At 48.9% G+C, this 24,634-nt stretch carries 23 protein-coding genes and 1 other RNA gene; 3 read left to right on the top strand and 21 right to left on the bottom strand.

Going from position 1 to position 24,634, the window contains the following annotated elements; translation table 11 throughout:
• Window positions 1–3: 3 nt before the first annotated feature.
• The 4 genes from NMQ00_RS05010 to NMQ00_RS04995 form a co-directional block, all read right to left on the bottom strand.
• Window positions 4–783, bottom strand: coding sequence for an ABC transporter permease (locus NMQ00_RS05010; protein WP_255178200.1), 780 nt, complete (start codon window positions 781–783; stop codon window positions 4–6).
• A gap of 3 nt (window positions 784–786) precedes the next feature.
• Window positions 787–1,542: a permease prefix domain 1-containing protein gene (locus tag NMQ00_RS05005; protein ID WP_255178199.1), complete on the bottom strand. Its 756-nt coding sequence runs from the start codon at window positions 1,540–1,542 to the stop codon at window positions 787–789.
• On the bottom strand, window positions 1,517–1,873 hold the full coding sequence (locus tag NMQ00_RS05000) for a PadR family transcriptional regulator (RefSeq protein ID WP_255178198.1): 357 nt from the start codon (window positions 1,871–1,873) through the stop codon (window positions 1,517–1,519). Before NMQ00_RS05000 ends, NMQ00_RS05005 begins: the two co-directional genes overlap by 26 nt.
• 183 nt (window positions 1,874–2,056) lie before the next feature.
• Window positions 2,057–3,469, bottom strand: a complete 1,413-nt coding sequence (locus NMQ00_RS04995) for an NAD-dependent epimerase/dehydratase family protein (RefSeq protein ID WP_255178197.1) — start codon at window positions 3,467–3,469, stop codon at window positions 2,057–2,059.
• Window positions 3,470–3,608: 139 nt separating this feature from the next.
• Here NMQ00_RS04995 and NMQ00_RS04990 point away from each other — a divergent pair, with 139 nt between their 5' ends.
• Window positions 3,609–3,800 (top strand): hypothetical protein, encoded by a 192-nt coding sequence (locus NMQ00_RS04990; protein WP_034778504.1) that lies wholly within the window; start codon window positions 3,609–3,611, stop codon window positions 3,798–3,800.
• Between the two features lie 203 nt (window positions 3,801–4,003).
• Here NMQ00_RS04990 and NMQ00_RS04985 read toward each other — a convergent pair whose 3' ends face one another.
• A complete protein-coding gene (locus NMQ00_RS04985) occupies window positions 4,004–5,185 on the bottom strand; it encodes a UvrD-helicase domain-containing protein (protein ID WP_255178196.1) in 1,182 nt (393 codons plus the stop codon).
• A gap of 256 nt (window positions 5,186–5,441) precedes the next feature.
• On the opposite strand from NMQ00_RS04985, the gene istA reads away from it, so the two are divergent.
• Complete coding sequence (gene istA / locus NMQ00_RS04980) at window positions 5,442–6,887, top strand: IS21 family transposase (protein WP_369696451.1); 1,446 nt, start codon at window positions 5,442–5,444, stop codon at window positions 6,885–6,887.
• Window positions 6,884–7,600 carry an IS21-like element helper ATPase IstB gene (gene istB / locus NMQ00_RS04975; RefSeq protein WP_147538924.1) on the top strand — a complete coding sequence of 239 codons (717 nt, stop codon included), beginning with the start codon at window positions 6,884–6,886 and terminating at the stop codon, window positions 7,598–7,600. The genes istA and istB overlap by 4 nt, the downstream gene beginning before the upstream one ends.
• On the opposite strand, the gene NMQ00_RS04970 is transcribed toward istB, so the two are convergent.
• The 16 genes from NMQ00_RS04970 to tpiA all read right to left on the bottom strand — a co-directional run bounded on the left by NMQ00_RS04970 (window position 7,547) and on the right by tpiA (window position 24,620).
• Window positions 7,547–8,134, bottom strand: coding sequence for a UvrD-helicase domain-containing protein (locus tag NMQ00_RS04970; protein WP_255178195.1), 588 nt, complete (start codon window positions 8,132–8,134; stop codon window positions 7,547–7,549). The genes istB and NMQ00_RS04970 overlap by 54 nt on opposite strands.
• On the bottom strand, window positions 8,131–10,245 hold the full coding sequence (locus NMQ00_RS04965) for an ATP-dependent nuclease (RefSeq protein ID WP_255178194.1): 2,115 nt from the start codon (window positions 10,243–10,245) through the stop codon (window positions 8,131–8,133). The genes NMQ00_RS04970 and NMQ00_RS04965 overlap by 4 nt, the downstream gene beginning before the upstream one ends.
• Before the next feature lie 239 nt (window positions 10,246–10,484).
• A complete protein-coding gene (locus NMQ00_RS04960) occupies window positions 10,485–10,640 on the bottom strand; it encodes an alcohol dehydrogenase (protein WP_255178193.1) in 156 nt (51 codons plus the stop codon).
• A 127-nt stretch (window positions 10,641–10,767) separates the two neighbouring features.
• Window positions 10,768–11,123, bottom strand: a transfer-messenger RNA (tmRNA) gene (ssrA, locus tag NMQ00_RS04955).
• A 49-nt stretch (window positions 11,124–11,172) separates the two neighbouring features.
• Window positions 11,173–11,643: an SsrA-binding protein SmpB gene (gene smpB / locus NMQ00_RS04950; protein WP_029595066.1), complete on the bottom strand. Its 471-nt coding sequence runs from the start codon at window positions 11,641–11,643 to the stop codon at window positions 11,173–11,175.
• A 49-nt stretch (window positions 11,644–11,692) separates the two neighbouring features.
• Complete coding sequence (gene rnr, locus NMQ00_RS04945; protein WP_255178192.1) at window positions 11,693–14,095, bottom strand: ribonuclease R; 2,403 nt, start codon at window positions 14,093–14,095, stop codon at window positions 11,693–11,695.
• 16 nt (window positions 14,096–14,111) lie between these two features.
• Window positions 14,112–14,852, bottom strand: a complete 741-nt coding sequence (locus NMQ00_RS04940; protein WP_255178191.1) for an alpha/beta hydrolase — start codon at window positions 14,850–14,852, stop codon at window positions 14,112–14,114.
• 102 nt (window positions 14,853–14,954) lie between these two features.
• A complete protein-coding gene (secG, locus tag NMQ00_RS04935) occupies window positions 14,955–15,179 on the bottom strand; it encodes a preprotein translocase subunit SecG (RefSeq protein WP_012726902.1) in 225 nt (74 codons plus the stop codon).
• 73 nt (window positions 15,180–15,252) lie between these two features.
• Window positions 15,253–16,140, bottom strand: a complete 888-nt coding sequence (locus NMQ00_RS04930) for a YitT family protein (protein ID WP_255178190.1) — start codon at window positions 16,138–16,140, stop codon at window positions 15,253–15,255.
• A 55-nt stretch (window positions 16,141–16,195) separates the two neighbouring features.
• Window positions 16,196–17,536, bottom strand: coding sequence for a glycosyltransferase (locus tag NMQ00_RS04925; RefSeq protein ID WP_255178189.1), 1,341 nt, complete (start codon window positions 17,534–17,536; stop codon window positions 16,196–16,198).
• Window positions 17,533–18,741: a glycosyltransferase family 4 protein gene (locus tag NMQ00_RS04920; protein ID WP_255178680.1), complete on the bottom strand. Its 1,209-nt coding sequence runs from the start codon at window positions 18,739–18,741 to the stop codon at window positions 17,533–17,535. The genes NMQ00_RS04925 and NMQ00_RS04920 overlap by 4 nt, the downstream gene beginning before the upstream one ends.
• A 21-nt stretch (window positions 18,742–18,762) precedes the next feature.
• Window positions 18,763–19,644: a UTP--glucose-1-phosphate uridylyltransferase GalU gene (gene galU / locus NMQ00_RS04915; protein ID WP_255178188.1), complete on the bottom strand. Its 882-nt coding sequence runs from the start codon at window positions 19,642–19,644 to the stop codon at window positions 18,763–18,765.
• 257 nt (window positions 19,645–19,901) lie between these two features.
• Window positions 19,902–20,699, bottom strand: a complete 798-nt coding sequence (locus NMQ00_RS04910) for a phosphotransferase (protein WP_255178187.1) — start codon at window positions 20,697–20,699, stop codon at window positions 19,902–19,904.
• 300 nt (window positions 20,700–20,999) lie between these two features.
• Entirely contained in the window at window positions 21,000–22,292 is a 1,293-nt protein-coding gene (gene eno, locus NMQ00_RS04905) for a phosphopyruvate hydratase (protein WP_214751758.1), read from the bottom strand.
• 36 nt (window positions 22,293–22,328) lie between these two features.
• The gene (gpmI, locus tag NMQ00_RS04900; RefSeq protein WP_255178186.1) at window positions 22,329–23,867 is read right to left on the bottom strand and encodes a 2,3-bisphosphoglycerate-independent phosphoglycerate mutase; all 1,539 of its coding nucleotides are present in this window, start codon (window positions 23,865–23,867) and stop codon (window positions 22,329–22,331) included.
• Entirely contained in the window at window positions 23,868–24,620 is a 753-nt protein-coding gene (tpiA, locus tag NMQ00_RS04895; protein ID WP_021065448.1) for a triose-phosphate isomerase, read from the bottom strand.
• Window positions 24,621–24,634 lie beyond the last annotated feature (14 nt).

The raw sequence follows: 24,634 nt of genomic DNA, 5'->3' as shown, positions 1-24,634 counted from the left end.
CCCTTAAAAACTCCACTCGCGACGTGGACGGAGCCGGAAGACATAAATCCCAACCACAAGCGACACGAAAATTAGAAACGGAACAAAAATCGTCCATACCGGCTGCGCCGAGATGTTGAACGGGAACAACGTGCTGAGCGGTGAAAACTGGGGCAACTGAACCATGCCCGTGACAAAATTCAAGATGTGATACGCCAAAAATGGGAGTGAGATGGCGACGAACACATTCTCAAGCGTCAACATGAACAGATAGGCCATCGTCGCGTATAACGCCCCATTCAACCCAATCCAAACGGCATAGGAGAATCCATACAGCAACGGATGGATGTCCGCCAAAAACGATAACGTCGTCTGCGGTACAATCGCCCCTGCCGTCACGTCGGTATACGTGACCAGATGAAGCATCGGCTCGATGTACAGGACGAACAAAAAGGTCACGAAAATCATGAGGAAGAGCACGACACCGCTCAATACCGCATTGACGAGCCCCTTCACGAACAGATATTTCGATAGGTCAACGCGCGTCCGTGTATACGTCACGAAATGATGACGGTGTTCGGCAAGGATGTTCGGTAAAAAAATCAAGATGGCGAGCACGGGGAACAACATACTCGGAATCGTCGAGACGCTCTCCTCAAACACTTCGATTGGCTCGAAAAACTGATACCGCTCCCGAATCGTCATGAACTGGACGAGCGGCACGATGAAGATGATGGTCGCATAGACAAGCATGGAACGGACGGTCCAGATGTTAGTGAGTTCTCGTTGAATGAGTTGCTTCATACGTTATTCCTCCTTCGATGTAACACGATTCGCCATCCAAAAACCAATCACGTTCAGCGTGAGCAACAGCGCCAAACTAAGCAGGTTCAATCGCTGGCGCGTATGTAAGGTGATGACCCCCCAGACAGTCGACAAGACGTAATAGACGGTCAATCCTATCAACAAGAGAATGCTACCAATTTTGCGCGGGTCGACGACGTCGATTACGGTGAACACATCATTTTCAAGGTAAGAGCGCTCGTCTGAAATAAGGCCGAGCGTGCCGGCCCAACGTTTCGAGAGCGATACGGCTTCTCCGGGAGTATCGGTAGCGGTCATCGAGACACCATGAATCAGACCACTTGTCTGTAAGATGGCTTGTCCCGTTTCCGCGTCTATTGGCACCGCCTCCGCGACGTTCAAGTATACTGCGTCGGCGAACGTCAAATCATATTTGCCACCAATCCATAAAGAAGCGATGAACACGATCATCGATGACAACAATACGCCCAGTCCGATGTGGAACAGCCGTGTGGCGAAACGATTCTGTTGAATCTGCATCGTCTTGATGATGGAATCGGCCTGTTCCGCCCCGCCGAACCGATCGAGGGCGATTCGCGTCGCTTCTGTCTCGGAGCGGCCCGTCAGCATCAAATCACGGATTGATTGTTCCAAATGTGTCCGCGTCTCTTCTTTCAAGTCGATGGTCTCCTGAAGACGCGGGTCCGCGTTTTGATAGAGCGTGTCAACATAATCATCCAAGTGTTTCAAACGAGTCACCTTCTTCGTGTAAAAATAAATCCATCAATTGCTTCACTACCCGCCACTCCATCTTTTTCCGTTCGAGCGCAGCCAGCCCTTCTGCCGTCACACGGTAATATTTCCGGCGCCCGCCGGCACCTTGCTCGTCGCCCCAATACGATTCGACGCTTCCTTTCTTCTCGAGTCGTTTCAGCGACAAGTAAAGCGTCCCTTCTTTCAATTCGAACGCTTCGTCCGTCCGAGCGTGGACGACTTTCGCAATCTCATAGCCATACATATCGCGATCTTCGAGCAACGACAAGATGATCGTATCAATATGCCCTTTCAATAATTCTTTATCGATTTCCATAGAATCCCCCTACTTATATTCCAATTAGCGTTACCTAATTTTCCCACGTTAATACCTCGTTATGCAATGTATTTATGTTTTTGAGTCTTACCGCCTAATCAACTTTGAAAATCGGACCGAGACCGTGACGGAAGGCCACAAAAAAGAAGACAGGGGATCCTGTCTTCTCGTGTGAACATGAAGTTAATTCGTCGGTGCCTCGACGACTTGATCGCCCTCATCCGCATCTTCCCCAAGCAGACGGACGTGACGGCCGAACAGCCACATGACGACGAGGTGAGCTTTCGCCTGCGTCTTCGTATAGAACCACCATGGCAGCGCCGGCACGAACTCGTGGATGGCGACGAGCCCTTCGTCCGACTCCGGGAGCCGTCTGAACTCGAGTCGGCCCGTCTTGTCGTCCTCGGTCAACTTCGCGAACAAGCCGCCATCGATTTCATAAGAGGCCATATCGTCCGTCGCCTCGTCTTCGAGCGACAGGTGAAGTGCGACGAGTGATGGTCGGAGGAGCGCAATCTCCCAATCATCGTCTTCTTTCGTCGTCTGGATGAGCGGATACGCGAGCCGGCCGAGCCACTCGAAATACGTGTCGGCCATCCAAAGCGCTGACTTGTTCTCGGGCAGACCGAACCGTTGAATCGAGCGGACGGTATATTGCTGCGGTGCTTTTTTCTTCTTACCGCCACCTGACTTCTGTTTCTCTTCTTCTTCGAGCGCATGCTCAACCGCTTCCTTGAACGGAATCTCCCCTTGTTTGACGCCGGTCGTGTCTTTCGCGACCATGGCGTGGCCCATGCTCTCGACGAGCGGATAGACGGTGTCTTTCGGTTCACCCGTCACGGCCATAACCCACAGGCGGGACAACTTGATGGTCGGGAATGGGAAGTCGATCATGACGCGACGTTTGCCCATGACGTCAGCCGTATCTTCAATCATCTTCCGATACGTCATCACTTCCGGTCCACCGATATCGATATGATGGTCGTACAGCGCCTCGGCCCCGACGACCGAGATGAGCGCTTGGACGGCTTCACGCAAATCGATCGGATGCGTCTCCGTCTTCGTCCAGTTCGGGAGGATCATGATCGGCAACCGTTTGACGAGTTTCGCGAGAATCGGGAACGATGAGCCTTCTGGACCGATGATGAGCCCGGCCCGAATCGTCGTCACCGGCACCCCTTGGCCGCCGAGAATCCGTTCGACCTCGAGCCGGCTCTTCAAGTGACGAGACAACGTCTTCGACTCTTTCGGAATGATGCCGCTCAAGTAGACGATTTGTTCGATGTCGTTCGCTTTTGTCGCCCTGGCGAAGTTATCGGCGATGAGCGCGTCCATGTCTTCGAACGTTGCCTGCGTCAATCCGCCGTCCGGAATCATCGAGTGGACGAGGAACATGGCATAGTCCGCCCCCTCGCACGCCTCACGCGTCTGTTCATACGAGAACAAATCGCACGACCGCCACGTGATGTGGTCCTCATCTTCTTTATTCTTCGTCGAGCGGGACAAGGCGATGATGTCATATTCTTCTTTTAAATGGTCCATCACGTTCGAGCCGATATAGCCGCTCGCCCCCGCGATGACGATGGTTTTCCGCATAGTAGTCACTCTCCCCTTTATTTACACATAGAGGTAATGTACCCATCTTTGACTAGGATTAAATCAGTCTCACGCCCTACAGTATGTACTGGAAAATTTATGTAAACTGAACTCAACTACAGGCGAAGGAGGAATGGCTATGGGGTTTTGGTATTTCTTGATGCTGTTGATCGGTGGAGGGCTCGTGATTCGCGGCCTATTTAAAAAGAACACGAACGGACTGATGCGGTTCGGCACACTCGTCATCGGAGGTCTGTTAATCGCCCTCGGCTTGTTCATGTTCCAAGACGGAAGTGATGCGATTGTAGCGGATTTGTTTAATTTGTGGTGATTGAATTAAGTTCATGATGGGACTAGAGCTTTAACCAGAAACGCATCGAACCCTCCGAACAAGGTTCGATGCGTTCTCATTAAGTTAGCTTCAAAACCCTTCTGGCCCTCGTATGGTTATTTGACTAAACTAACAAAGCAATTTTGTTGCAAATAGGTTAGAGAAAATAAAAAGAATTATTGTTTTATTTATAACAACACTCTTTAATCTTGTTCTTGCCAACCGTACTGTACTAGACTCGTTTTGTACTCATCTGTTAAAAGAGATTCTTCAATTCCAATAACCAATAAATGCGTAGGTCTACTAAAAGCCACATAAGCTAACTTCAAAAATTTAATTACTTCATCTTTTATATCATCCGCTAAGTCCTCCACGGGTATACCTGCACCAATAAAGTATAATTGTAAAACTTCAAATATGTGATTTTTTAGAGTTGAATTCAATAGTAGTAAAGTAGATCTGTGTGTCTCGCCTTTAACTGAATGAATGGTCCCTATATAAATATCTTGTTCTAAGTCTTCTATAGCGAGAAAATTAGAATTATCCGACAATGAACCCTCTAACAATAGCTCTATTTCTTCCTTTCGAGAATGAGAGATTGGTTGTTCACAAAAATGCTCGATTTGCTCTAATAAACAATCAAATTCATTGAACGAATACGCACGTTTTATACCTTCGGCAATTTTAATTCGAACTTCATGGCTCGTCTTCAACAATTCTTCTGATGCTTTAATAGAAGAATGCATCTCATGTGCTATGATTTTGACGACGGCATTGTACATTTTGATTACCAAACTTTGAGAGGTTGAAATATTAGTTTTGCTTTTCTCATAATGCTCAAATACGGCTTTTAAATCTTCATGCTTCAATGAAATTATTGAGTCTTTCTTATTAGACAACTTGTACGTAACATTTGAACTAGTAGTACTCTTAATTAATTCCTCGTATTTCTCCACTAGCTCTTCAGTTGAATTATAAGTTATAAAATATGGGCAATAGGACTGATTCAAACTGATAGAAGCAAGTTCACTATATTCCCGAGTGGCTACATTACGAACATGCTTAGCTATAGCTTCTCCAAACCTTACAGTTTCAGAAATTTCAATCCTTTCCATTTCTTCCTCAAAAGGAACCCAAGCGTCTTTTGCATTTCCAAAGATAGTATACAAAGATTGGCAAGGATCTCCAAACCGTTGAAAAGGGATATTTCCTAAAAAAATTTCGTTTAAAATATCAAACTGTTCAACACTAGTATCTTGTGCTTCATCTAACAAAACACAAAAAAATCTATTTTTTATTGCTTCTCGAACTAAAGGTTGATAGTTAGAAATATACCACTTCGCAAACTCAAGACATTGAAAATTATTGATAAAGCCATTGTTCAACAATCTTTTAATACTATCGTTAAAGGAGTTTCGATAAAAGCGTGGTGTATCACTCGTAACAGTGAGACTAAAATCTACTCCAAAATTAATATTATGTTTTTTGTGTTGAGGCCGTTGTGTAGTGCAAAATAGGAGTGCAGAAGTGTGCAACGGAAACGTACACAACTCTGCACTCCTATTTTAGAAAAGAAAAAGGACTTGCCAGCAACCATAATCTCACCCTAACGTTTAAGTTGCGAAACAAGAACGTTAGGAGATGGAAGGAATGCTAGCAATGTCCGATATCAATTGTATCAAATTTCTTAGAAACCACAAATCACATTCAATCAATCGAATCGCTAAAAATCTAGACCTCAATTGGAGGACGGTAAAAAAATACGCGGATTCAGCTCAATTGCCAAGCGAAACCATTCGCCCCAAGAGGGGCATGATGTACGGAACGAAATGGGGCGAGATGGTCGAAGATTGGTTGACAGAGGATCAGATGCTTCAGAAAAAGTTGAGACGAACGAATAAAAAGATTTATGAAACGCTGGTGGCGAACGGATTCGAGGGCTCTTATCGAACGGTGTGCAATTTCATCAAGAACTGGCATATGACAAGCGAAGAGGAAAACGACACAAGGCATGAACGACTGCAGCACCCTCCGGGTGAGGCGCAGGTGGATTTCGGGACGATGGAAGTCGTCAAAGATAGTCATGCGGTCGATATGAAGTGCCTCGTCATGAGTCTGCCCTTCAGCAACCGTACGGCAGCCGTCGCCCTCCCCGCAGAAAACCAAGAGTGCTTCCTGACGGGACTCAAAATGCTTTTTGAAGAAATCGGCGGTGTGCCGCAACAACTCCGAATTGATAATCTCCCCGCGGCAGTCATCCAACCGCGAACGACGAGGGAAGAGGCGATCTATACCGATGCTTTCATGCAGTTCATGGCTCATTATGGATTCCAAGTCCAAAGCTGTAATCCTTACAGCGGGAACGAGAAAGGAAGTGTCGAGAACAAGGTCGGATACGTTCGATACAACTTTCTTGTCCCGGCCCCTGTCATGCATGATTACGATTCGATGAACCGACAGCTCGCAGTTTCCCTACGGGACGACATGGAGCGAGTCCATTACGAAAAGCATGTGCTGATCCGTGAGCTGTTCGAAAAAGAGCAGAGACATCTATTGCGATTACCTCAAGAAGACTTCCCCGTCTTCAAGGAAGAACTGTTCAAGGTGAACAAGTACGGCGAAATAACGATCGATAAGACGAAAGTCTTGATCCCTTCAGGGGCTCGTCATGGGCAAGTACGCGCCATCTTAAGGTGGGATTCGATGAAGATTCTCTCACTTCACGGAGAAATCCTTTACGAAGAAAAACGTCCCTACATGATGACAAAGCGTGCGCTCCCATGGGAAAACATCATCAGCACTTGGCACAAGAAGCCGAGAAGCTTCGGGCACTCCCGTTATTCCGAATATCTGCCGGGTAGAATCAAAGAATACCTGGGCGTACCCAACTTACTCGTTCGGCAGGAAAGACTGGCCTGGATCCGAGCCAAGCTCGCACTCTATCCAATCCTCGAGATCAATGAACGCCTATACGAGCTACTGAGCGAGGACGACGATCCAGCCGTGGTTGAGGACCATCCTTATGATGTGGATTGGAGCAAGTACGATAGCCTGAATCGGCCTTGGGGAGAAGGTGGTGCAGTATGAGCCTAAAAGAAATGTGCAAATCGCTCCGCCTTGCCTATGTCGCTGAAATCTATGAATCGATTCCAACGGAATCCCCTGAAAAGTTTCTCACGGAGCTTTTCTCGATGGAAATGCGCCTCCGCGAGGAAGCGAAAGCGCAACGGTTAATCAAAAAGGCTAAATTCATCAACAACAAGTCACTCGACGATTATCACTGGGGCAATCACATCTATTTCCCGAAGCATTTGGATAAGGACGAACTGACCTCATTGAATTTCGTCGAGCATTCACAGAACGTCGTTCTGACAGGGTCCCCGGGGACGGGAAAGACCCATTTGGCCATCGGACTCGGGAGAGAAGCTTGTCACAAAGGTTATGAGGTGAGGTTCTTCCGGGTCTCCGAGCTCGTAGAGCAACTTAACAAGGCCTGGAGGGATGGGAAGCTGAGCAGCTTCCATTCACGTCTCGAATCGGCAGACCTGATCATTTTGGACGAGATGGGATACATCCCTCTCACAAAAGAATCTGCGGAACTCCTGTTCCATCTCATCACTGACTGGTATGAGCGAAAGAGCTTGATCATCACGTCCAACCTTGAGTTCAGCCAGTGGAATCGCATCTTTGGCGACGCGCGCCTAACGGCGGCACTCGTCGATCGCGTCATCCATCACGCTCACATATTAAATTTCACAGGTGACAGTTATCGTGTCACGCATGCGTTGTCGAAACACTAAAACCCAGCTGGCAAAGTTCTGTACTTTTCGTTGCATTATTGTGCACATTTGTATTGCAAAATACAGCCGTGGCGGATAATAACTATATTCAGCTGGCTTTAGAACAGAAAAAACCTTACAAAATTGATTGTAGTACTCTTCAGTGTCCAATATCTTCATTTCTGTGTCTTTCAAAAATAAGTGAAAAGCTTTTCTAGAAAAGTACTGAATAATAAAATCCTGAATAGTCCCTACAAAATTTGGATGACTAATTTCGTTTATTCCAGCTTTTTTTAAGCCCGACTTTATTTCATCAACCGCAACGTTTGTATGAGTAATCACACAAATTCCTTTATCTTTATGATTTTCGCTTTTTAATAGCAATGCGCACTTAGCTATCAGAACCGTTGTTTTCCCAGACCCTGGGCCCGCAATAACATTTACACTGTTATTGTTACGAAGGACTTCCTTTTGTTGCGATGAAAAATGGATATTATCTGATAACAAACAGCTTTCAATCTCACTTAACAAAGATTCTTTAAAAGAACTAATCATTGTTTACTACCTTCTTCAGAAGAATCAATTACTCTAATATCGTCTATTGACTTTTTGGTCGCGTGCAATATAGCTGATACTAAATAAAAGAAATAGTGATCTTCTAACAACTTCGTCTTCATGTCTTCTTTTTCGTCCTTAAACTTCTGTAAAATTAATAAACTAAAATTCTGAGCAAGTTCTGCTTTAGATACAAGTTTATTCAATACTGGTGAGAATATCTCTAGTGCCGTAAAGTCATTGATGCCCTCTAAGCTCTCTAAATGCTCCTTATAATCATTAAAGATTTTTAGATACTTTCCTTCAAAAGGCTTTTGATATCTTAAATTATGAATTGATGTGAAAAGCTCTATAAATAGTTTACTCTTTGCTATGCTGTATTCCAAAGTCCATTCAGGTGTGATAAAAATTTGATGATTACTATTATAAACAGAATATTTTTCACTAATTGATGTTCTTTTACTATCAATAGTTTGTCTAATAAATTCCTCGGTTATTTGAAGTTTTAAAATAGTTTCAAGTTCTTCTTTTTTATCAACAGGCACTTTAAAGTTATAATTTTTGGCTAATTGATTTAACGTAGAAAATTCTATTTCTAAATCCTCCATTAGAAAATCATCAGGTACTATTTCTAAGGTGCTACACATTTGATTTAATCTCTCAAAAGTCTTAATAGAAAATATGTCTTTCGGATTTGTCTCGTAATAAACATACGGTTTAACATCTAAATCCGTAATGATTGATATTGGCATTTCGATAGAACGATTGTCAAAGAGTTCATTCCAAACTTCGGATCTAGAAAATAGTTTTAAATACCGTTCAAATGAAGTTCCATGAACATTAACAACAGAAACACCATATTTATGTAAAGGTAGACCTATGATTTCTGCTAAAGTAGGCAGAAGTAACATCTCAGACTCACCTTCTACGAATATTATGCCTTTGGCAAAAAATAAATTGCTTTTTGTCGCATCTAAAAAACGCTCTAAGAATTTATAGTCTTCACTGTCTAGACTAGTATATTCTCTACTCATCGGATAACACGTATTTTTGTGAATCATTAAGATACTCTCAGGATTAATCGATGCAACTAAATCTGAGCTATGCGTGGTAAGAATTAATTGTCTTGAGATTTCTCCTTTTATAAATGTGTCCTCTAAGTACTTAACTAATCTTATTTGTGCTTGAGTATGCAAGTGAGCTTCTATCTCCTCAATTAAAATTAAATGAGGCCCTATTATATTTCTGTCATCTACAATTTCATTCAATAGTAAAAATTCTGTAGCCATAAATAAAAGATTTTGATTCCCTAATCCTAGATTGAGTTCTTCGTTGTCTAAACTTAATTTTCTTAGGATTGATGTCAAATCTCCTCTAGAAATACTAAATGTAGATTTAGCTTTGTTTTTGTCTGTTTCATCATAAAAATTTTTTAAAATGTTTTCAATATCATTTGTTATTGATTTTCCTGGAGAATATTCAGTTTCAAAGAAACCTTCAATTTTTTCATTTGCTTCTTCCATAATATTAGTTAACTGAGTTGCGCCCTCTTCCTTAAATAAAATATGAGCTTTCAAGATATTTGCGAGCCTAGATTTCACACCTGATTTCAACTCTATATTTGCATCTCTTAAGGGTTTTAAATAAGTGGCTTTTAAGATAGCTCTGGCATTTCCATTAAATCTTAATTCACAGTTTTTTTCTCCAGCCATTAATCTTTTATCAAAATACTCATTTCCATTTTCACTAGTTTTTCTCTCCACCTCCATTACGACTCTTAATTCATATTCTTTAGAGGCATTAAAAGAGAGCCATTCTAAAAATATACCTGCTTCCTTTTCGTTTAATTTCGAAAAAATTCCTTCAATAACGAATTTTTCAACAAATAAACCATCATCATTTCGATAAAAATCTTCTAACCTAATTTTTTCGTAATCATCACTTGAAGTTCCAAGCAATAGTTTTAGAGCATCAATAATGGCGGTTTTACCTGAATCATTTTCACCAATAATAATATTAAGATTTTCATTAAACAATATTGAAATACCAGGTTTGCTACCTACAGAATTAAACTTTCTAAAATCATATAAATTTAATCGACTTAAAATCATTAGAAATCTCCTTCACTAAAAAATATAGAATAAAAATTCCATTAAAAAACATTTAGTAGTAGCTTAAATAACTTTATAATGTAAATGATAGCATAATAAATCAGCTAACTATATCTCTCTGAAATCATTAAAAGAGAAATAAGAAGAGAGCCACCCACGCATAAAATACACACGGATGACCCTCTTCTTTAATTTCAACTTCTTATAACAGAACACCTGAAGTCAGCTAAACTATCTAATCATTCCACAGATTGTTGCTTATCTTTTTGCTTCTGCAAATATGATTCTCGAATCTGATTGATCTTATCTTTTTTATTCGATACAGCTGGTTTTTTACCGTCTTGATACTTGGCAGCCGCCACTTTACTTTTCGTATCTAATTGATATTTCCCCATTCGATTCACCTGCTTTCATTTCATTATGATTAAGTTGCTCCGTCAAATTCAAAAGACCTTCTAATCTCAATGAAATTAGAAGGTCTTCATTAAAAATCATTGATTGCAGTCGTTGCAGACTGTTTAAAAATGGAGACGGCGGGAGTCGAACCCGCGTCCGAAGGCATCGTAACGCATGCTTCTACGTGTGTAGTTTATCTATTGAATCTCAATGTGACACTGCCGATAAACAGGCGTTGTCGCATCCAGTCTGATTCATCTCTTCTTCGCGCCCTCAGACGGCGAGGTTGAAGCGTAGCTTGCTTAGTTTGAGACCCTGATAATCATCCACACAAGCGATGGATGTCAGGATCCGCAGGGCACTTAGGCTGCTGCGAGTTGTGTGTTAGTTTTGCCAGTTATAGGCGTTTGCGTTTTAACGAGGCCGACCCCTCGACACGCCACATACGACCGACCTACCCCCGTCGAATCCATAACGTCCCCGAGGTGGTAATTGGTACTACAACAACTATACCACAATCAGGTCTCGCTGTCAGTATTTTTGCCGGTCCCGGAGCGCCCGGTCGACGTCGCGCTTCGCATCTTTCTTCTTCAAGTCGTCGCGCTTGTCATACTTCTTCTTCCCGCGCCCGATGCCGAGGAGACATTTGGCGAAGCCGTTCTTCAGATACACTTTGAGCGGGATGATCGTATACCCGTCACGCCCTTGCGCGCCGATGAGCTGATTGATTTGCTTCTTGTGCAACAATAGCTTTCGGACACGGAGCGGTTCGTGGTTGAACCGGTTCCCTTGCTCGAACGGGCTAATATGACAGTTATGAAGCGTCGCCTCGCCACCGTCAAAGCGGACGTACGCGTCGGCGATATTGATTTTTGACTGGCGCACCGATTTAATCTCGGTCCCCGTCAACACCATGCCGGCTTCAATCGTATCTTCGATCGCATAATCGAAAGACGCTTTTCGGTTTTGCGCGAGTGCGTTCGAATCTTTCTTCTTGGCCATAGACATTCAGTCCTTTACTTCAATATGGAGGAGGGGTCGCCCCCTCCCGTCAACGACGCTTCTTCGCTCCGCGTTTGGCGTCGCCTGTTCGTTTTTGACCGTCTTTCTTTTTCAAGTCGAGTGCCGAGCGTCCTTGCGACGTCTTCGGTTTCTCGCCTGGTTTCGACGGTTTCCCGGCTTGGCCCGGTTTCCCTGGTTTACCCGGTTTGCCGCGCTTCGGACGTTTGTCGTCACGGCCGCGGCCTTTTTTGTCATCCTTCTTCGGACGACCTTCCGTCGCTTTGATCGTCGTCGGTTGGCGACGGCGCGACTGTTCCCGCTTCGGCATGCCGACGACGGTGAAGTCGATCGTGCGCTCGTCCAAGTTGACGGCGTCGACCTTGACGCGCACCGAGTCACCGATGCGGAACTGACGTTTCGTCCGCTCGCCGAGCAACATGAGCTGCGACTCGTCGAAGTGGTAGTAGTCATCCATCGACTGGAGACGAACGAGTCCTTCAATCGTGTTCGGGAGCTCGATGAACATTCCGAAGTTCGTGACACCGCTGACGACGCCGTCGAACTCTTCACCGAGACGTGATTCCATGTACTCGGCTTTCTTCAAGGATTGCGTCTCGCGTTCGGCATCGACCGAACGACGCTCGCGCTTCGACGCCTGTTCGGCGATGGAGTCGAGACGGTCCTCGTACTTGGCAATCGTCTTCTCTGACAAGTCACCGTTGAAGGCGTACGTGCGCATGAGACGATGGACAATCAAGTCCGGGTAACGACGGATCGGCGACGTGAAGTGCGTATAGAAGTCGGTCGCGAGGCCGAAGTGGCCGAGCGAGACGTCATCGTACTTCGCCTGTTGCATCGAACGGAGCATGATCGTGCTGATGACCGGCTCTTCCGGTTCACCCGAGATCGCCTTCAAAATCTTCTGAAGCGTCTTCGGTTCGACCTTTTGGCCTTTGAACCGCTCGATATGCACACCGAAGTTCGCGACGAAGTCGAAGAAGAAATCGAGCTTGTCTGGTTTCGGGTTATCGTGGACACGATAGATGAACGGCACGTCCATCTTGTGGAAGTGTTCGGCGACCGTCTCGTTGGCCGCGAGCATGAACTCTTCGATCAACTTCTCGGCGACCGAGCGTGGACGTAAGACGATGTCGGCCGGTTTGCCTTCTTCGTCGACGACGACTTTGGCCTCGGCGAAATCGAAGTTGATGGCACCACGCGAGTTACGGCGCGTACGGAGCACTTCCGCGAGCTCGGCCATCAGGTCGAACAACGGGATGTACGGCTCGTAACGTTCGAGCGTCGCTTCGTCATCGCGTTCGATGATTTCACGGACGTTCGTATACGTCATCCGCTCCGTCGTCTTGATGACACTCGGGAACAGCTCATGGTTGACGACCTTCCCGTTTTGTGGGGAGATCTCCATGACGCAGCTGAGCGTCAACCGGTTGACGTGCGGGTTGAGCGAACAGATCCCGTTCGAGAGACGGTGCGGCAACATCGGGATGACGCGATCGACGAGATACACACTCGTCCCCCGTTCGAACGCCTCGACGTCGAGCGGTGACCCTTCCGTCACGTAATGTGACACGTCGGCGATATGGACGCCGAGCTCATAGTTACCGTTGTCGAGTTTCTTGACGTGGACGGCATCGTCCAAGTCTTTCGCGTCTTCGCCGTCGATCGTAAAAATCGTCTCGTTGCGAAGATCGACGCGGCCCATGAAGTCATTCTCATCGGCCTCGTCCGGCACGGCGTTCGCCTGGTCGATGACATCTTCCGGGAACTCCGTCGGAATGCCGTGCTTATAGACGATCGACAAGATGTCGACGCCTGGGTCGTTCTTGTGTCCGATGATGCGGACGACGTCACACGCTCCGGCGAAACGTCCGTCCGGATATTTCGTGATGCGGACGACGACTTTATGGCCATCGACGGCACCGAGCGATTTATCCGGGTTGACGACCGGCCAGAAGTTGATGCGCTTGTCGTCCGGCTCGATGAAGGCGAACTGGTCGAGGCGTCCGCTCGGGAGCGTATACGTCCCGACGAATTCCGACAAGCCGCGCTTCAATACTTTGAGGAGCACGCCCTCGGTCTTGCCGCGGTTGTCCTCACGTTTTTTGACGAGTATCGTATCCCCGTGGTAGACGTCTTTCAATTGGTCGGGCGGAAGGAACACGTCCTCCGTCTCGCCTTCGACCGATAAAAAGCCAAAGCCGCGTTGGTGGATCGAGATGATCCCCGCTGCTTGGCCGAGCACGGCGAGCGTCCCGTAACGGTTCGTCCGGGTGCGGCCGATCAAACCCTCTTCTTCGAGGGTGTTCAAGGTGCGGATGAGCTCTTTAAAGGCATCCGTCGACTCGAGCGCGAGACGCTCGGTCAATTGGTCGACAGTTAAAGCTTTGTCGCTTGTCTGAATGATTTCTAGTAGTTGGTCACGTAAATTCAACGTGACACCTCCTTTTTCAAACTGACCAGTCTAACGTTTCGAGAAAATCGAGCACGTCCTGGTGCAGTTTCTCTTTTTCTTTATCGAGTGTGATCACGTGTCCCGACTCCTCGAACATGAGCAGTTCTTTTTGGAACGCGTTAATCGCCTCGTAAATCTCGTGTGCAGATTCGGGATCGACCATGCGATCTTTCGCCCCTTGGACGACGAGCGCCGGGACGAAAATATCTTCAAGTTTTGTCGTCGTGTCACGGACGAAGGCACGGAGATCCTTGAGCGTCGGCATCGGTTTGAAGTCCGCCATCTCCTGTTCGATCTGCTCAGGCGATTTGTCTTCTCGAGATTTATATTCTCGAGCATAGGCTTGGACTCCTTTGTATAACCGATCCTCGGCATCGATTCCGGTCGGGGCGCACATCGGGATGACACCTTTGACGTTCTCCTGTGAAGCGAGACGGAGTGACATGACGCCGCCGAGCGAGAGGCCACAGACGGCAATCTCCTCATAGCCTTTATCTTTCAACGACTGGTAGGCGTTCATGACGTCTTCCCACCAGTCCGCCGGTCCGTACTGGAGCAATTCTTCCGGCGGGACGGCATGACCCCGGTACTGGGGACCCATACACGTATAGCCTTCTTTTTGCAGGAAACGACCGAGCATGCGGACATCCGCGCTCGATCCGGTAAAGCCATGTAACATCAACACGGCACGTGGTCCGCCTTCAAAGAAGAACGGTTTCGGTGCTGTAATCTTCATTGCTAACGTCATCTCCTCATACAATCCATTATTCCCAAAAAATAATTGAAAAAAACAAAAGCCGACCGCCTCACGTAAAAATCGAGAACGATCAGCCTTTCATCATAATGATGCGACTAGTAATCCTAAAATGAAAAACAACGTGCCTAGTACAGCTGCAGTTCGGTTCAAAACAGCGTCGAAGCCGCGCGCTTTCTGGCGGCCGAACAACTGCTCCGCGCCACCTGCAATCGCCCCAAGACCTTGCGACCGACCTGACATGAGCAGTACGACGACAATCAATAAAACAGCCACGACGAGCAGGCTGATTGTAGCGATCGTTTGCATAGTAGTCAGTTCCTCCTTCTTTTTACACGCTTCTTATTATATAGAAGTTGGCGTCAAAACGCCAGCGTTCAAATTATCGAGATGGGTAGCTGAACCCTTCCCCGATGACCTCTTTCACTTGGTGGATGACGACGAAGGCACGTGGATCGGTCACTTCAACGATTCGCTTGAGCGGACCGATTTGACGCTTGTCGACGATCATATACAGCATGTTCTTATCCTGCTTCGTATAGTAGCCGTGACCGTGGATAATCGTCGCCGAGCGGCCGAGCGTCTCCGTCAACACGACGGCGAGCTCTTCTTGCTTGTCGCTGATGATGGTGACGGCCTTACGGATGTTGAGTCCTTCGGCAACGAGGTCGATGACCCACGAGCCGATGATGATGGCAATCAACGTATAGAGCACGACCTGCTCCCCGAGGATAAAGCCTGACGCTCCGACGACGATGGCATCGATGATGAACATCGACACGGCGACGCTCATGTGCAAATACCGCTCCATGAGGCGGGCGATGATGACCCCGCCCCCGGTCGTCCCACCGACGCGGAGTACCATACCGATGCCGACCCCGATCATGATTCCGGCATAGACCGCCGCGAGCAGTTTATCCTCGGCCGGGCTGCCCCAACTATGGGTCAAGCTGAGGAAGAACGACGTCGCAATGACGGCGACGACCGAATAGACCATCGTCCGGCGGTCGAGCAGCTTATAACCAACGATGAATAAGATCCCGTTCCCGATAATCGACGTGACCCCGAGGTCCCAGCCGAACATGTAATACAGAATGATGGTGACCCCGAGCAGGCCGCCTTCCGAGAAATCGTTCGGGACGGTGAAGTAGTTCACCCCGAACGCGAGAATGAATGAGCCGGCGATGATCCAGGCGATATCCTTCAAGGAAATCGATTGGAGCTTCTTCCAGACTTGTTGACGCAATAGATGTTGTTGCTGACGTTTCATCAAATTTCCCCCTTCCATATAAAAAAGACCGCGGCACAAAGCCGCAGTCTTCGTCTTACTGTTGAGCTGGCTTTGGCGCACCGTCTTTCATAATCGGCAACTTGCGCTCCACGACGTTCGTGTAGACGTTCAAGAGTGCCTCTTTTTCCAAATCCCAGTTATATTGCTCACGCGCCGTCTTCGTGTTCTCTTTGACACGGGCGTAGAGTGCTAGATCGTCAAGCAGGCGGTTGACGCCTTCGGCGATCGATTTCGGATCGTGCGAGTCGACGACGACACCGACGTCGTTCCCGGCGACGACCCGTTCGATTTCCGGGAAGTCACATGAGACGACCGGTACTTCGGCCATCAAATATTCGAACAGCTTGTTCGATGACGCCGAGTAGTGGTTGAAGCAGACGTTGTTCAACACTTGGAAACCAAGATATGCGTTCATCGTATAGTACGGTAACGCCTCGACCGGTACTTTGTCAATCATCTTGACACGGTCGCTGACGCCTTCGTCCTCGATCATCTGTTTAATCACCGGCTTGAGTTTCCCGTCCCCGATCATGACGAGCGTGCCTTCTTTGAAGTCCTTGACGGCGAGGATGAGCTGCTCGAGTCCGCGGCCGGCTTGAATGCCACCTTGGTACAAGAGGATTTTCTCATCTTTCGGCAAGTCGAGGAGTGCATGCAAGTCTTTGCGGAGCGTAAAGTCGAGCGGACGATAGAACGGATAGTTGTGGAGCACGTACGGGTAGAAGCCGTATAGCTCCTCGTTGTGCGCCGCGCGCGTGTGGTTCTCGACCATCATCGAGTCGACGTACGGCAAGAGCCAGCCTTCGAGGTTACTTTGGATGTAGCCGTAACCGGTCCGGTCCGTCTGGACTTCATGCGAATCGTAGACGATCTTGCCTTTGTTGACGATTTTCCCGGCAATCAAAGCTTGTGGGAGCGTGTTCAAGTCGTTGGCGTGATAGAAATCGTACGACTTCTTCGTCGAAGTGAACACCATCTCGAGCATCGCGCTCGCGTTGACGATTTGCTTACGGACCGGCGGGAGAAGGATCGCTCCTGCTGCCGCGCCGAGTCCAATCATTGTGAGCGGTGCGAGGATGACAAGTCCCGCACCGACGAGTCCCGCACCGATTTTGCGTGTTTTTTTCGCAAAAATCCACTTTTTCACTTGGCTCGCCATTTTCATGCCGTTCACCAAGATCGACGGTTGACGTTTGACACGGATGACGCGGAATCCTTCCGGACGCATCTCTTCTTTCGGGAGCGACGGGTTTTTCGGGTCTTGGAGCGCGATCAAATCGACTTCATATCCCGCCTCGGCAAGTGCCGAGCATTCGCGCAAGACGCGCGCGTCATTCGTAAAGTGATTCCATACAAACATACATACTGATTTCATCGTGTTTCCTCCATCGTTACTTTTTCTATCACGTCTTCGAGGACGTGGATGTTGTTTTCCCAACACAAATTGTCTTTCACATAACGGATCCCGTTCACGCCGTATTTCTCACGCAACTCGGGACGTTCGAGCAGTTTACGGAGCATGTGCTCGATTTCGTTGATGTCACGCTTCCGTGACACGTAACCGACCTCGGCCGATTCGATGACATTCGCCGCATGGCCTGACACCGCCGCGACGATCGGTTTACCGACCGCCATGTAATCAATCAGTTTGCCCGGGATGACCGTATCGAACACTTCTTGCTCAATCAAGCTGACGAACGCGACGTCCGCGTTCTTGATGGCTTGGAACGCCTCCGTCCGTGGCATCGCCTCGAGGAAAAGGAAGTTCTTGAAGCCGCGAGCTTTAATCGTCTCCTTCAACTCGTTCTTGCGGTACCCATAGCCAATCAATTTGAAATGGACACGCGGCTCGTCACGGAACCGCTCCGCGAGTTCAAGCAAGAGCGACACGTCTTGGGCGAGGCCCATGTTCCCAGCGTATAGAATCTCCATCCGGTCGTCCTCAGGGACGGTCCGCTCGAGGTTGCGCTCGCTCTCACGAATCGAGTTCGGCATGTAGTGGATCATCTCGTTGTCGACACCGCGCTGGCGAAGATAGCTGCGGAACCCTTCCGAGTTGATGATGATTGCATCGGCCGACTTGTAGAGACGCTTCTCGAACCAGAACGCCGGGGCGAGCATCCAATCGTGTTTGAACACACCGACGCCTTTCACCGACTCCGGCCACAGGTCACGGACGTCCAGGATGAACGGGACGCCGTACTTGCGTTTCGCATACACACCGACGAACGCCATAAAAAAAGACGGGGTCGTCGCAAAGACGACATCCGGTTTCGAGTCGAGCTTTTGGACGGCAGCGACGCCTTTAATCATCTGTTCCAAAAACAAAGCGAGCCGGCTCACCATGTTCGACGTATGCTTGCGTTTCTTCGTGATGAGACGCTTGATGAACGACTGGTTGTTGAGCGCCTTGTCGTTCCAGAAGCGGTCGTCTTTGTACAAGTTGAAGTTCGGATACGACGGGGCGGCCGTGATGACCTCCACCTCGTAGCCGCGTTCTTTCATGAGATGCGTAATATTTTGCATCCGGTTACCGGCACTGCCGATCTCCGGATAATAATTTTGACAGACCATTAACATTGTTTTCAAAAATAACACACCTTACTGTTGTTCGAGTTCGTCCACGAAGCGCTTCAAGAGCGTATGGACGTTGGCTTTTAAATCTGGGTCGCAAAGCGCGTGGGCGATCGTCGCTTCGATGAAGCCGATCGGTTCCCCGACGTCATAGCGGCGCCCGTCAAATTCATAGGCGAAGACGGTCTCCACCTCGTTCAAACGAGCGATGGCGTCCGTCAATTGGATCTCGCCTCCCGTCCCGACTTCTTGCGCCGACAACGCCTCGAAGACGTCCGGCGTCAAAATGTAACGGCCGAGGATGGCGAGGTTCGATGGGGCTTCTCCAATGGCCGGTTTCTCAACGAACGTCCGGACCGGGATCAGCTTCCCTTCGACGGCAAGCGGGTCAATTATACCATATCGATTCGTCATTTCATACGGGACGCGCTGCACCCCAATGATCGAGCGCTCATACTGCTCGTACTGGTCGATCAATTGCTTCGTCGCCGGCACGTCCGCTTCGATGATATCGTCCCCGAGCAGGACGGCGAACGGTTCGTCTCCGATGAACTTGCGGGCACACCAAATCGCGTGGCCGAGCCCTTTCGGCTCCTGTTGCCGTATGTAGTGGATGTTGGCGAGGTTCGACGAGTGACGCACCGACTCGAGGAGCTCAGTCTTGCCTTTCGACTCGAGGTTCTGTTCGAGCTCGATGGCCCGATCGAAATGGTCCTCGATGGCGCGTTTGTTCTTCCCGGTCACGATGATGATGTCCTCGATGCCGGAAGCGACGGCTTCTTCCACGATGAATTGGATCGTCGGTTTGTTGACGATTGGGAGCATCTCTTTTGGCATCGCCTTCGTCGCCGGCAAGAAGCGTGTACCGAGCCCGGCGGCCGGGATGATGGCTTTCCGTACGCGTGTCATGGACGTCTCTCCTTTGTTGTGCTGTATTTGATGATTATACCCAATTTCCCAGCGTTCACGCACCAAAAAAAAACGGCCGTGACGCACGTCACGACCATTTCCGGTCGTCCATAACCTTATACAGGAACCAACCGCCGACACCGAGCGCGATGAGAAGAAGGAGAAAACCGCTGATCATCATGACGAACGCCTCCTTTTACCTACACTCTTCTATTCCCGGAATGAGCGGTCGGCAAGCGCTCGTCTTCCATCCTTTCTCAAAACCATTTCTTGCCGTTCGCCTCGATGAAACGATATTCTTCTTGATAATGCATGTGGTGTCCTTCATCCATCATCGTTTGGAAAGCAACGTCCCCTTCTGAGGCTTTTCGTTCGATTAACAGATAGAGTGCCTCAATCCGCAATAGCAACATGTCCAACAACTCCGGAGTCGAACCTTCCCAATCGTACGCCTCTAAGAACAAGGTCACTCGTTTTCGATAGATCACATCATCGCGCTCAGCCTCATAGTGGACGACTTCTCCCGACTCGGCTTGATGACGCCGGCTGAGCGGGACGAACGTATAGAGCGCATAGACGATATCCCAGGCTCGTGGTCCCGGGGCCGCCAAATCAAAGTCGATGACCCCTGCCACTTTGCCGTCATGGAAAATCGTATTGTAGACGGCGAAGTCGTTGTGGCAAATCACGTCAAACGGTTTTGGCGTATCGTCGAGCGGTTGCCAGTCAGACGGCCACTCGACATCCGCGGTCGCGTCATGCAGCCGACGCATCAATCGAGCGGCGTCTCGAATCGCCTCATCGGACCACATGTAGGCTTTCAACGGATAATCGGCCGTCTCGCCTTCGAGGTACGTCAACACCTCTCGGCCCTGTTCATCAACTCCGACAAATCGAGGAACACCTGCTATCCCCTTCGCCTCCAAATGCGTTAGCAACCAATGGACTTTCGCACTTCCCTCTTTCTGCGTGCGATAGACGTGGTTCCCCTTTTTATAGACGGTCGACACGTTCCCGCCACTCAACCTTTTTTCTTGCTCATGCGATTGGTCCATATGACTCCCCCTTACTCCTCATCCATAACAAGTTCAGTATACAGCACGACGAGGTGTCGATGACGAAGGCTCGACAGAGAGCGTCCGCGTCCGTCCAAGCGGTACCGTGACTCTTGCAGGAAAGCAATCTAACGGAGACCCCGCAAGCACGGAGTGCGAGGAGGCTCCGTGGATTGCCTGCAGAAAGCATCGGTGCCGCCAGGACGGGTTGACGACCAATCAGTCGTCCCACCGTCTGATGAACATCTAATCTACCCACAAAAAAACAGGCCCGCCATGAGGCGAGCCTGAAAACATCAATTATTTTTTGAGGTTGTAGAACGACTTGATACCGTCGTATTTCGCTACATCGCCGAGCATGTCTTCGATGCGGAGAAGTTGGTTGTACTTCGCGATACGGTCTGTACGCGAGAGCGAACCAGTTTTGATTTGACCAGCGTTTGTCGCAACAGCGATGTCTGCGATAGTCGCATCTTCTGTTTCACCAGAACGGTGTGAGATAACAGCTGTGTAACCAGCTTTTTTAGCCATTTCGATCGCGTCGAATGTTTCTGTGAGCGTACCGATTTGGTTAACTTTGATGAGGATCGAGTTCGAGATTCCTTTTTCGATACCTTCAGCAAGTTTCTCAGTGTTCGTTACGAAGAGGTCATCCCCAACGAGCTGAACTTTGTCACCGATTTTGTCAGTGAGCAATTTGAAGCCGTCCCAGTCGTTCTCGTCGCAACCATCTTCGATTGAGATGATTGGGTACTTGCTTACGAGCTCAGCGTAGAAGTCTACGAGCTCAGCAGTTGTCATTGACTTGCCTTCACCAGCGAGTTCGTACTTGCCAGTCGACTTGTCGTAGAACTCAGAAGACGCAACGTCCATTGCGAGGTAGATGTCTTCGCCAGCTTTGTAACCAGCTTTTTCGATTGCTTCAAGGATAACTGTGATCGCTTCTTCGTTAGACTTAAGGTTTGGTGCGAAACCACCTTCGTCACCGACAGCTGTGTTAAGACCCATACCAGAAAGAACTGATTTGAGGGCGTGGAATACTTCTGCACCCATGCGGAGCGCTTCACGGAACGTTGGCGCGCCAACAGGCATGATCATGAACTCTTGGAAATCAACGTTGTTGTCAGCGTGCGAACCACCGTTGATGATGTTCATCATTGGAGTTGGAAGCGTCTTCGCGTTGAATCCACCGAGGTACGTGTAAAGTGGAAGGCCGAGCTCGTCTGCTGCTGCGTGTGCTGCTGCCATAGAGACACCAAGGATCGCGTTTGCGCCGAGTTTACCTTTGTTTTTCGTACCGTCGAGCTCGATCATTTTACGGTCGAGTGCGTTTTGGTCGAATACATCGTAGCCGATGAGTTCTGGTGCGATTGTGTCGTTTACGTTAGCAACGGCTTTGAGTACGCCTTTACCAAGGTAACGTGACTTGTCGCCATCACGGAGTTCGACTGCTTCGTGCTCACCAGTTGATGCGCCTGATGGGACGAGGGCACGGCCGAAACCGCCGTCTTCTGTGAAGACTTCTACTTCGATTGTTGGGTTACCGCGTGAATCCAAAATCTCGCGTGCGTAAATTTCTGTAATCATTGACATGAAAATTCGCTCCTTTTTGTTTGGAAAGTTTTTTTGTTACTTCGTGACGATTGATGTGCCGGTCATTTCTGCCGGTTGCTCTCCACCGAGAAGGTGAAGGAGTGTCGGGGCAAGGTCGCACAACGCACCTTGGAGAACTGGTTTCAGTTCCACCCCTTCTTTCGTGACGATACATGGTACAGGTTCCGTCGTGTGGGCCGTCATCGGTGAGCCGTCCGGGTTCGTGACGAGGTCAGCGTTCCCGTGGTCCGCCGTGATGATCGCCGCGCCGCCTTTGGCAATGAGTGCGTCCACTACTTTACCGAGGCATTCGTCGACGACTTCGACAGCTTTCTTCGTCGGTTCGAGCATACCGGAATGGCCGACCATGTCCGGGTTCGCGTAGTTTATGATATACGCGTCATACGCGTCCGATTCGATGCGTTCAAGCAACCCTTCTGTGAGCTCGTATGCGCTCATTTCCGGTTGCAAGTCGTACGTCGCCACTTTCGGTGACGGCACGAGGAAACGATCTTCACCTTCGAACGGTGTTTCTTGTTGTCCGTTCAAGAAGAACGTGACGTGCGGGTATTTCTCAGTTTCCGCGGCGCGGAGCTGTTTGTACCCTTGCGCGGCGAGTGTTTCGCCGAGCGTGTTTTTCAAATCTTCCGGTGGGAAGACGATGTCCGTGTCGATTTCATCTGAGAACTTCGTCATCGAGACGAGCAAGATGTTCTCTGGATGTGCGCTCGAAAGTTCGAAGCCTTTGAAGCCGGTCTTCTCTTTGAACACTTTCGCAAGTTCAATCGCCCGGTCCGGACGGAAGTTGAAGAACATGATCGCGTCGTTGTCTTTGATCGTCGCGACCGGTTGTCCGTCTTTCTCGATGACCGTCGGAAGAACGAATTCATCCGTCAAGCCGTCTGCGTATGACTGTTTAAGAACGTCGACCGAATTCGTGCCGACTTCGCCTTTCGCGTTGACGAGCACGTCGTATACTTTCTCGACGCGTTCCCAACGGTTGTCGCGGTCCATGGCATAGTAGCGTCCAGACACGCTAGCGACTTGACCGAGTCCGAGTTCAGCCAGCTTCGCTTCCGTCTGTTCGAGGAAGCCAGCGCCTGATTTCGGATCACAGTCACGGCCGTCCGTGAAAGCGTGAATGTAGACTTTTTCAATACCGTGGAGTTTCGCGAACTCAACGATGGCGTACATGTGGTTAATGTGAGAGTGAATCCCACCGTCTGAGACGAGGCCCATGATGTGGAGGCTCGAATCATACTTTTTCACATGTCCGGCCAAGTGATTCATCGCTTGGCGGTCGAAGAGTGAACGGTCTTTGATGGCGTTGTTGACGCGTGAAAGTGACTGATAGACGACCCGGCCGGCACCGATGTTCAAGTGACCGACTTCCGAGTTCCCCATCTGACCTTCCGGAAGGCCGACGTACTCGCCTTTCGCGTTCAAGAGCGTATGTGGATACTGCTCCCAGAAGCGGTCGAAGTTCGGTTTGTTCGCTGCAGCGACCGCATTACCGAACGTCTCGTTCCGCATTCCAAAACCATCTAAGATGATGAGGGCGACTGGTCTTGCCATTTAAATCGCCTCCAACAACTTGAGGAACGAAGCAGCTTCAAGTGAAGCACCGCCGACGAGTGCGCCGTCGATGTCTTCTTGCGCCATATACTCCTTGATGTTCTCAGGTTTTACAGAACCACCGTATTGGATGCGAACCGCAGCCGCCACGTCTTCACCGTAAAGACCTTTTACCACGTCACGAACATATTTGCATGAGCTTTGCGCGTCTGCTTCGTCCGCTGATTTACCAGTGCCGATTGCCCAAACTGGCTCGTACGCGATGACGAGTTGTTTGACTTGGTCAGCTGAGAGGTCCGCGAGGCCACCTTCGACTTGCGTCTTGATGACTTCTTCGAACTTGCCGCCTTCGCGCTCTTCTAATGTTTCACCGACACAAACGATTGGCGTAAGACCGTGTTCGAACGCTTTTTTCGTTTTGCTGTTGATGAACGCATCAGATTCGCCGAAGTATTCGCGACGCTCTGAGTGGCCAAGGATGACGTATGTCACGCCGAGGTCAGCGACCATGGCCGGGCTGATTTCGCCTGTGTATGCCCCGCTGTCTTTGTCGTACATGTTTTGTGCACTGAGCTTCAAGTTCGATCCTTTAGCCGCTTCTACCATTGGGGCCAAGAATACAGCTGGTGCACCAATCGCCGCGTCAACTTTGTCCGTTGACGGGATGTTGTTTTTTACTTCCTCTACGAAAGCGACTGCTTCCGAGAGTGTTTTGTTCATTTTCCAGTTACCTGCAATAATCGGTTTACGCATCGATAACCCTCCTC

Origin of the sequence: Exiguobacterium aurantiacum, assembly GCF_024362205.1 — a bacterium.
Classification (GTDB): domain Bacteria; phylum Bacillota; class Bacilli; order Exiguobacteriales; family Exiguobacteriaceae; genus Exiguobacterium; species Exiguobacterium aurantiacum_B.
Note: the sequence above shows the minus strand (reverse complement) of the source record. Positions and strands in the feature narration are given on the sequence as shown.

Excerpts from the sequence above, each read along its gene's own strand:
- NMQ00_RS04990 (WP_034778504.1), top strand. The coding sequence starts at position 3,609 with ATGGGGTTTTGGTATTTCTTGATGCTGTTGATCGGTGGAGGGCTCGTG.
- NMQ00_RS04995 (WP_255178197.1), bottom strand. The coding sequence starts at position 3,469 with ATGCGGAAAACCATCGTCATCGCGGGGGCGAGCGGCTATATCGGCTCG.
- NMQ00_RS04920 (WP_255178680.1), bottom strand. The coding sequence starts at position 18,741 with ATGTTAATGGTCTGTCAAAATTATTATCCGGAGATCGGCAGTGCCGGT.
- NMQ00_RS04965 (WP_255178194.1), bottom strand. The coding sequence starts at position 10,245 with ATGATTTTAAGTCGATTAAATTTATATGATTTTAGAAAGTTTAATTCT.
- tpiA (WP_021065448.1), bottom strand. The coding sequence starts at position 24,620 with ATGCGTAAACCGATTATTGCAGGTAACTGGAAAATGAACAAAACACTC.
- galU (WP_255178188.1), bottom strand. The coding sequence starts at position 19,644 with ATGACACGCGTACGGAAAGCCATCATCCCGGCCGCCGGGCTCGGTACA.
- NMQ00_RS04910 (WP_255178187.1), bottom strand. The coding sequence starts at position 20,699 with ATGGACCAATCGCATGAGCAAGAAAAAAGGTTGAGTGGCGGGAACGTG.
- eno (WP_214751758.1), bottom strand. The coding sequence starts at position 22,292 with ATGTCAATGATTACAGAAATTTACGCACGCGAGATTTTGGATTCACGC.
- istB (WP_147538924.1), top strand. The coding sequence starts at position 6,884 with ATGAGCCTAAAAGAAATGTGCAAATCGCTCCGCCTTGCCTATGTCGCT.
- secG (WP_012726902.1), bottom strand. The coding sequence starts at position 15,179 with ATGCAAACGATCGCTACAATCAGCCTGCTCGTCGTGGCTGTTTTATTG.
- gpmI (WP_255178186.1), bottom strand. The coding sequence starts at position 23,867 with ATGGCAAGACCAGTCGCCCTCATCATCTTAGATGGTTTTGGAATGCGG.
- NMQ00_RS04970 (WP_255178195.1), bottom strand. The coding sequence starts at position 8,134 with ATGATTAGTTCTTTTAAAGAATCTTTGTTAAGTGAGATTGAAAGCTGT.
- smpB (WP_029595066.1), bottom strand. The coding sequence starts at position 11,643 with ATGGCCAAGAAGAAAGATTCGAACGCACTCGCGCAAAACCGAAAAGCG.
- NMQ00_RS04925 (WP_255178189.1), bottom strand. The coding sequence starts at position 17,536 with ATGAAATCAGTATGTATGTTTGTATGGAATCACTTTACGAATGACGCG.
- NMQ00_RS05000 (WP_255178198.1), bottom strand. The coding sequence starts at position 1,873 with ATGGAAATCGATAAAGAATTATTGAAAGGGCATATTGATACGATCATC.
- istA (WP_369696451.1), top strand. The coding sequence starts at position 5,442 with ATGGAAGGAATGCTAGCAATGTCCGATATCAATTGTATCAAATTTCTT.
- NMQ00_RS04940 (WP_255178191.1), bottom strand. The coding sequence starts at position 14,852 with ATGAAGATTACAGCACCGAAACCGTTCTTCTTTGAAGGCGGACCACGT.
- NMQ00_RS05010 (WP_255178200.1), bottom strand. The coding sequence starts at position 783 with ATGAAGCAACTCATTCAACGAGAACTCACTAACATCTGGACCGTCCGT.
- NMQ00_RS04960 (WP_255178193.1), bottom strand. The coding sequence starts at position 10,640 with ATGGGGAAATATCAATTAGATACGAAAAGTAAAGTGGCGGCTGCCAAG.
- NMQ00_RS04930 (WP_255178190.1), bottom strand. The coding sequence starts at position 16,140 with ATGAAACGTCAGCAACAACATCTATTGCGTCAACAAGTCTGGAAGAAG.